We start from the raw sequence: 3,277 nt of genomic DNA, 5'->3' as shown, positions 1-3,277 counted from the left end.
TGTTTTTGACATCTTTAAATTTCCTAAAGTTGACGGTATTGCCTGTCCAGAATTAGTCGATTATAATGTCCGTATATAATTCGAAACATTTCGACATTTATTTTGGGGAAAGGAAAAGACGTCCCCCATAATGTATAACTGCGCCAACAGTTATACAGGAGACGTCCCACAAAAAAAGTATATGATTATTGTATCAGATTATCAGCTGATTGAAAACATACTTACTGGAGTTTTTAGTTAGGGGTGCGGGGAGGATTCCTTCCCCATGCTGCGGGAAAGACATGTTGGTTAGAGGTACAAAGAATCGAAAAGCCAAGGATCATACAGGTCAGAGTAAGACATATAACATCCGAAGATTGCAGTGCACCAATTGTCAGACCATTCATCATGAACTTCCAGATTTATTGATTCCTTATAAACGCTATGAGGCTGAATGTATCGAAGACGTTCTTACGAACCCGTCCACCCACATTGTTCCCGCCGATGATTCCACTCTTTCGAGATGGTACGGCTGGTTTCATCAATTTGTGGATTATTGGATAGGCTGTTTGAATTCCATCATGATCAGAACCAACCAAGGAAATATCCCCCTGGATGTCACGTCCAAATGTTCAGGGACCGCACTTCAAAGGATAGGACGCTTGGCAGGAGATGCCAATGGATGGCTGACAAGAATTGTCCGGCCCATCGTAAATATTAATTTATGGATACACACCCGTTCTGCATTCATTGTCCAATAACACCTGATTTACACTCGTGATAGACACAGAGAGGAGAGTGTATCATGAGGGAACATAAGAAATCAGAGGAATTGGCAGTGCAGCGTTTTCAGCTGATATCCCCTTTATTGGCAGAGGGGCTTGACGCTGGGAAGGTAAAGGAATTAAGAGACCAAATAGTGAAGGCCAGCGGTCTTTCAGAAAGAACCATCAGGCGATATTTGGCTCAATTTCAGGAAGATGGGTTTGGGGGACTAAAGCCACAAGGAAGAAAAGGTGCTCGTAAGTCTGAAGCTATCCCTCCTCATTTATTGGAACAGGCAATCCTTCTGCGTAAGGAAGTGCCAAGCCGGAGCGTAGCACAAATCATACAGATACTCGAGTGGGAAGGGTTGGCTGAGCCAGGACAGATCAAAAGGTCAACGCTCCAGGAAAAGCTCACTGAAAAAGGTTACAGCACACGGCATATGCGACTTTATTCCCAGACAGGAGTAGCTGCCAGGAGATTTCAGAAGCGACATCGCAACCAACTATGGCAATCAGATATCAAGTATGGCCCTTACCTGCCGATTGGTCCCAATGGAATGAAGAAACAAGTGTATCTTGTCGCCTTTATCGACGACGCAACCAGGTTTGTGCTTCATGCAGCTTTCTACCCTACATTGGATTCAAGGATCATTGAGGATTCCTTCCGTCAGGCCATCCAGAAGTATGGTGTTCCAGAGGCTGTCTATTTTGATAATGGAAAGCAATATCGAACCAAATGGATGTCGCGTACCTGCTCAAAAATAGGCACCCGCCTTACTTACACACGGCCGTACTCAGCTGAATCAAAAGGGAAAATTGAACGCTTCAATAGAATCATAGATTCATTCATCAGTGAGGCTGTCATCGAAAAACCCAATACACTTGATCGTCTGAATGAGCTTTTCCAAGTGTGGCTGACAGAGTGTTATCAGAATAAGCCTCATTCTGCACTTGGGGAGAAAATTAGCCCGGAAACGGCATTTCGTTCAGATAAGAAAGCGATTCGGTTCATCGATCCGGATACGTTGAGTAATGCATTTCTCCATTGTGAAACGAGAAAAGTCGATAAATCAGGATGTATCAGCTTCATGGATCAAAAATATGAGGTGGGCCTGGCATTCATTGGACGACAGGTTGAGGTTGTTTATGACCCTGCGAATATCAAGGAGCTGACCATTGAGTTCGAGGATCATACTCCTTGGAAGGCCAAAAAGCTTGTCATAGGGGAAAGAGCTGGGAAGCGTCCTGCATTACCTGAGCACCTACAGGTGCAGGATGTAGAATCTTCAAGACTATTAAAGGCAGCTGAACGAAAGAACCAAAAACGTCAAACTGAACAGAAACCTGCCGTGACCTTCCGTGCCGTTTGGAAGGAGGATGATTCTCGTGTTTGAAGCCTTCTATGAAATGGATAACACCCCTTTCGCCAGAGATCTTCCGACTGATCAATTGTATGATTCCTCCATGATGCAAGAAATCCTTGGAAGGCTGAAGTACACAGCTGAAAGACAGCTTTTTGCCGTTTTGAGTGGGGATAGTGGTACTGGAAAGACCACGACCATCCGTAAGTTTGTGGACAAATTGGATAAAGGGAAATTCCATATCCTTTACCTGTCCGACTCTAAGTTAACACCTCGTCATTTTTACAAAGGTCTTTTGGAACAGTTAGGCTCCGAAGCGAAGTTTTATCGAGGAGATGCAAAACGGCAGCTTCATCGTGAGATTGAATTAATGAAAGGCATACGAGGGCTACAACCTGTGGTGGTAGTGGACGAAGCCCATCTTCTGGACCGGGAAATGCTTGAAGAGGTTCGTTTCTTACTGAACTTCAAAATGGATTCGCAAAGTCCGATGGCACTCATTCTCGTCGGTCAAAGTGAATTGTGGGATCGTCTTCGACTCCAATCCTACGCAGCGATACGCCAAAGAATCGATATCCAATTCCAGTTAGGACATCTCGATCGTGCCCAGGTTGAGGAATATGTTTCTAGGCATCTTCGTTATGCTGGAGTTGATCAACCAATTTTCTCTGACGGGGCGCTCGACGAAATCCATCGGTTTTCTGGTGGTGCCGCAAGGCTGATAAATAAACTCTGCACACATAGTCTACTCTATGGCTCACAAAATGGCCGAAGGATCATTGACGACCATATGATCAAGCAAGTCATACAGGGTGAGCTTTCATGAAAAGTCGCTGGAAAGAAATGAATTACAATGAAGAGTTGGATTGTTGGGTCGTGTTTTGGGGAGACAATTCTGGTTATAAGATGAGATGTGGTGAATGGTTTGATCTACATCTGGGAAGTGGGAAGACTCTTTCCTGCCGCTTGGAATTGGGCAGAGACTGGTATATCCTTACGGGTCGAAATGATGTTAGGTTCTACCTTAAGAAAAATGAGACGTATCAAGTTGATTTGTAAATCATTAGGGAAGCATGTGAACTGCTTCCCTTTCATTTTTGGACAGTGAATCCGTCAGTTTTAGGACAATCAACACCGTCAAGTTCTGGACATTGGAGAACGTCATTAACA

Annotated in this window: 4 protein-coding genes; all 4 read left to right on the top strand. The window is 44.3% G+C overall.

Annotated features, from left to right (window positions below):
* The first annotated feature begins 209 nt into the window (after window positions 1-209).
* From ACFFHF_RS12055 to ACFFHF_RS12040, 4 genes are read left to right on the top strand one after another with little or no spacing between them, the layout of a single operon-like run.
* Entirely contained in the window at window positions 210-740 is a 531-nt protein-coding gene (locus tag ACFFHF_RS12055; protein WP_340902976.1) for a DUF6431 domain-containing protein, read from the top strand.
* A 44-nt stretch (window positions 741-784) separates the two neighbouring features.
* Entirely contained in the window at window positions 785-2,140 is a 1,356-nt protein-coding gene (locus tag ACFFHF_RS12050) for a DDE-type integrase/transposase/recombinase (protein WP_160549917.1), read from the top strand.
* Window positions 2,133-2,933, top strand: a complete 801-nt coding sequence (locus ACFFHF_RS12045) for an AAA family ATPase (RefSeq protein WP_197197386.1) — start codon at window positions 2,133-2,135, stop codon at window positions 2,931-2,933. Before ACFFHF_RS12050 ends, ACFFHF_RS12045 begins: the two co-directional genes overlap by 8 nt.
* A complete protein-coding gene (locus ACFFHF_RS12040; protein ID WP_340902974.1) occupies window positions 2,930-3,166 on the top strand; it encodes a DUF5348 domain-containing protein in 237 nt (78 codons plus the stop codon). Before ACFFHF_RS12045 ends, ACFFHF_RS12040 begins: the two co-directional genes overlap by 4 nt.
* Window positions 3,167-3,277 lie beyond the last annotated feature (111 nt).

This window comes from Robertmurraya beringensis (assembly GCF_042433785.1).
GTDB classification, from domain to species: Bacteria; Bacillota; Bacilli; order Bacillales; family Cytobacillaceae; genus Robertmurraya_A; species Robertmurraya_A beringensis.
The sequence above is the reverse complement of the archived record's forward strand: the minus strand, read 5'-3'. Positions and strand labels throughout refer to the sequence as shown.